The organism is Streptomyces alkaliterrae (assembly GCF_007097205.2).
GTDB lineage: Bacteria > Actinomycetota > Actinomycetes > Streptomycetales > Streptomycetaceae > Streptomyces > Streptomyces alkaliterrae.
In genome coordinates this window covers 1-4,208 of sequence record NZ_VJYK02000395.1, presented here as the reverse complement: position 1 = coordinate 4,208, position 4,208 = coordinate 1, and the positions used below count along the sequence as shown (strand labels likewise).

The following is a 4,208-nucleotide window of genomic DNA, read 5'->3' as shown; positions in this document are numbered from 1 at the left end:
CTCCGGTGGGGTGGGAGCGTGAGCCGGGTGTGCCCGGAGCCGGACTTGAACCGGCACGGCCACGTAGGCCAACGAGGTTTAAGCTCGTCGTGTCTGCATTCCACCACCCGGGCACCGGCTCCTGGATCGCGTATGCAGCCGCGGTCCTCCCCCAGGGTGCACGTCGAGCGTAACTGGCCGGGGCGGGTGAACGGCGGTGAGTCACAAGGACGTTGTCTGATTTTATGGGTGCCCTTCCCGGTTCGCGGCCTGTTGTTTCCGCGTAGGACTGGTCTCTTGGCATATGCGGGGGGTCATGGATTGACGCAAAGTCGCTCCTTCGTGACGCAAGTCGGTCGGTCGGTTTTTGTGAGCGGCGACCGGCCGGCGCGGCGTGACGCGGCGGGGGCGGTGTCAGGGTCGCGGTCATCCCCAGGTAGGACGGCGCCGGGGCGGGGGTACGTCTGAAGGCCTCCCCAAGTGTGGATGAGGGTCTGATCCCAGGGCGCCGGGCCGCGCCGACGATGGAGTGGTACGCCTCAGTCCGTCTCGCCACAGGAGTCCAAGCCCGTGACCACCACCACCCAGCCAGGCGCCCACGTCGTCACCTCCGGTGTTGCCGCCGCCCGCGCCACTGACCTGTCCAAGGTCTACGGTCAGGGCGAGACGAAGGTGATCGCCCTCGACCGGGTCTCCGTCGAGTTCCGCCAGGGCCAGTTCACCGCGATCATGGGGCCGTCCGGTTCCGGCAAGTCCACGCTTATGCACTGCATGGCCGGGCTGGACTCGGTGAGCAGCGGTTCCGCGCGGATCGGCGACATCGAGCTGACCGCGCTGAAGGACAAGAAGCTCACCCAGCTGCGCCGCGACAAGATCGGCTTCATCTTCCAGGCGTTCAACCTCCTGCCGACCCTGAACGCGATGGAGAACATCACCCTTCCGATGGACATCGCCGGTCGGAAGCCGGACCGGGCGTGGCTGGAGAAGGTCGTGGAGACCGTCGGCCTGTCCGGGCGGCTCAAGCACCGGCCGAGCGAGCTGTCCGGCGGCCAGCAGCAGCGGGTCGCGGTGGCACGCGCGCTGGCCTCGCAGCCGGACATCATCTTCGGTGACGAGCCCACCGGAAACCTCGACTCCCGGTCCGGCGCCGAGGTGCTGGGCTTCCTGCGGAACTCGGTGCGCGAGCTGGGCCAGACGGTGGTCATGGTGACGCACGACCCGGTGGCGGCCTCGTACGCCGACCGCGTCATCTTCCTCGCCGACGGCCGCATCGTGGACGACATGCTCGGTCCGACGGCCGACTCCGTGCTGGAGCGCATGAAGAACTTCGAGGCCAAGGGCCGCACCAGCTGACGCGGCCCGCGGCCGTGGGCGCACAGCTCGCGGCCGACGGGAAACGGGCCCCGGCGCGCGATGTCGAGTGCGCGCGGCCCCGATACAGGAGCGCGTAGCGCGAAGAGCGCACGGGCCCTCTCAGACGCCGTTCACCCTCCTCCCCCGGTACCGCCTGCCGTCGTGCGTCCACGACCGGCGCGGCGGGGGCGAATCCTCCAGGACTTCCCATGTTCCGTACCGCCCTGCGCAACGTACTCGCGCACAAGGCGCGGTTGCTGATGACCGTGCTCGCCGTGATGCTCGGCGTGGCCTTCGTCGCCGGCACCCTCGTCTTCACCTCCACCCTGTCCCACGCGTTCCAGAAGAGTTCCGAGAAGGGCTTCGCCCAGGTCGACGTGGCGCTGCGGCCCGACGAGAGCACCCACATGGGGCCGGGCGAGGCAGCCCGGCTGAGCCAGAAGCTGCTGGACAGGGCCGAGCGGCTGCCCGGCGCCGGCGGCGCGCTCGGCGAGGTCTCCGGCTTCGCCGCGCTCGCCGACAAGGACGGCAAGCTCGTGGGCCAGGGCTGGTCCACCAGGGGCGGCAACTACTACGCCGGCAAGGACGGTCGGGGCACCGACTTCCGCTACCCGGTGAAGGACGGCCGCGCCCCGCAGCGCGCGGGCGAGATCATGCTGGACGCGAGGACCGCCGAGCGCACCGGCTACCAGGTCGGCGACACGGTCCGGATGTCGGTGGACGGCCCGGTGCGCCAGGAGAAGGTCGTCGGCGTGTTCACCACCGACGACGGCGGTGTGGCGGCCGGTGGCACGCTGGTCCTCTTCGACACCCGTACCGCGCAGTCGCTGTTCACCAAGCCCGGCGAGTACGAGCAGATCATCCTCACCGCCGCGAAGGGCACCTCGCAGGCGCAGCTGCTCAAGCAGGTGGAGGAGAGCCTGCCGAAGGAGGTGGAGGCGACCACCGGCAAGACGCTCGCCGACGAGCAGGCCCGGATGATCGACCGCGAGATGAGCGGCATGCGCACGTTCATGCTCGTCTTCGCCGGTATCTCGCTCTTCGTGGGCGTCTTCATCATCGCCAACACGTTCACCATGCTGGTGGCGCAGCGGACCAAGGAGCTGGCGCTGATGCGCGCGGTGGGCGCGAGCCGCCGCCAGGTGACGCGTTCGGTGCTGCTGGAGGCGGGTGTCGTCGGCACGATCGCGGCGGTGATCGGCCTGGTGACGGGTATCGGCATCGCCGTGGGTCTGCGCGCGCTGCTCAACGCGTTCGACCTGACGGTGCCGGACGGTCCGCTGCTGGTGGGCACGGACGCCGTGGTGGCGTCCCTGGTGGTCGGTATCGGCGTGACGATGCTCGCGGCCTGGCTGCCGGCCCGTCGGGCCGCGAAGATCCCGCCGGTGGCGGCGATGAGCAGTGTGCACGCGACGCCGACGACGCGTTCCCTGGTGGTGCGCAACACCATCGGTTCGATCCTGTTCGCCGCCGGTGCCGCGCTGGTGCTGCTCGCCACGGGGATGGGCTTCAACGAGGCGCAGGCGCCGATGGCGCTGGGCGCCTGTGTGCTGGTGGTCGGCGTGTTCGTGCTGACGCCGCTGCTGTCCCGGCCGCTGATCGCGGCGGCCGGACCGGTGCTGCGGGCGTTCGGGGTGTCCGGCAAGCTCGCCCGGCAGAACGCCGTGCGCAACCCGCGTCGGACGGCGGCCACCGCCTCCGCGCTGATGATCGGTCTGACGCTGATCACCGGGCTCACCGTGGTCGCAGGCAGCTCCCAGCAGGCGATCAACAAGATGGCGGCCGACTCCCTCAAGGCCGACTACACCCTCAGCATGGCGAACTACCGCGATCTCTCGCCCGAGGTGGAGAAGACCCTGCGGGACCTCCCGGACGTCACCGCGCTCAGCCCGCTGCGGCGCGCGGACGCCGAGGTGGACGGTACCTCCCACTGGCTCTCCGGGGTCAGCGGGAAGGACGTCGGGAAGCTCGTCAACCTCGACTTCGACTCCGGCTCGTTCGCCGGCCTCGCCGACGGCGGCGTGCTCGTCGACAGGGCCACGGCCAAGGAGAACGACTGGAAGCGCGGCTCTACCCTGAAGTTCACCTTCGAGGACGGCAAGCGCGAGAAGCTGACCGTGGCCGGTGTCTACCGGGGCAACGAGATGATGCAGGGCCTGATGATGGACACCTCCGTCCTGGACCCGCACACGCAGCGGCCGAGCGACGCGCAGGTCATGGTCAAGCTGAAGGACGGGGTCAGTGCGGCCGGCAAGGACCGGGTGGCGAAGGCGCTCGGTGAGAACCCGGCGATCCTGATCCAGAGCAAGCAGGACATCGCCGACGCCACCGCCCAGGAGTTCACCATCATGCTGAACATGCTGTACGGGCTGCTCGCGATGGCGGTGGTCGTCGCGGTGCTCGGAGTGGTGAACACCCTGGCCATGTCGGTCTTCGAACGGTCCCAGGAGATCGGCATGCTGCGGGCGATCGGCCTGGACCGGAAGAGCGTCAAGCGGATGGTCCGGCTGGAGTCGATCGTGATCGCCCTGTTCGGCGGGGTGATGGGCGTCGGGCTCGGCCTGTTCTTCGGCTGGGCCGTGGGCGAACTGCTGGGCGGCGCGTTCAGCACCTACTCGCTGGTGGTCCCGTGGGACCGGATCGCGTTGTTCCTGACGCTGGCGGCGGCGGTCGGCGTGCTGGCCGCGCTGTGGCCGGCCCGGCGTGCGGCGCGGATGAACATGCTGGCCGCGATCAAGTCGGAGTAGCCGCTCCACGAGGCGAGCGGGCGTCTGGCGTGGCGGGGCGGGCCGGTGGCGGCCCGCCCCGCCGTCCGTTCACAAGCCCCGTCGGCCAGGCCGCGGCCGGCTCAGGTGCGGGGGCGGACGGGTTCCGGG

The 4,208-nt window shown here is 70.2% G+C and carries 2 protein-coding genes and 1 tRNA gene; 2 read left to right on the top strand and 1 reads right to left on the bottom strand.

Features of this window, described 5'->3' with window-relative positions:
- Positions 1-30: 30 nt before the first annotated feature.
- Positions 31-113 (bottom strand) — tRNA-Leu (locus tag FNX44_RS24440).
- Between the two features lie 436 nt (positions 114-549).
- Here FNX44_RS24440 and FNX44_RS24435 point away from each other — a divergent pair.
- Together FNX44_RS24435 and FNX44_RS24430 are read left to right on the top strand one after the other, a co-directional pair.
- A complete protein-coding gene (locus FNX44_RS24435; protein WP_143651149.1) occupies positions 550-1,332 on the top strand; it encodes an ABC transporter ATP-binding protein in 783 nt (260 codons plus the stop codon).
- 209 nt (positions 1,333-1,541) lie between these two features.
- On the top strand, positions 1,542-4,079 hold the full coding sequence (locus tag FNX44_RS24430) for an ABC transporter permease (RefSeq protein ID WP_143651147.1): 2,538 nt from the start codon (positions 1,542-1,544) through the stop codon (positions 4,077-4,079).
- The last annotated feature ends 129 nt before the right edge of the window (positions 4,080-4,208 follow it).

Bases quoted from the DNA above. Each gene is read 5' to 3' on its own strand.
- FNX44_RS24430 (WP_143651147.1), top strand. From the start codon at position 1,542: ATGTTCCGTACCGCCCTGCGCAACGTACTCGCGCACAAGGCGCGGTTG.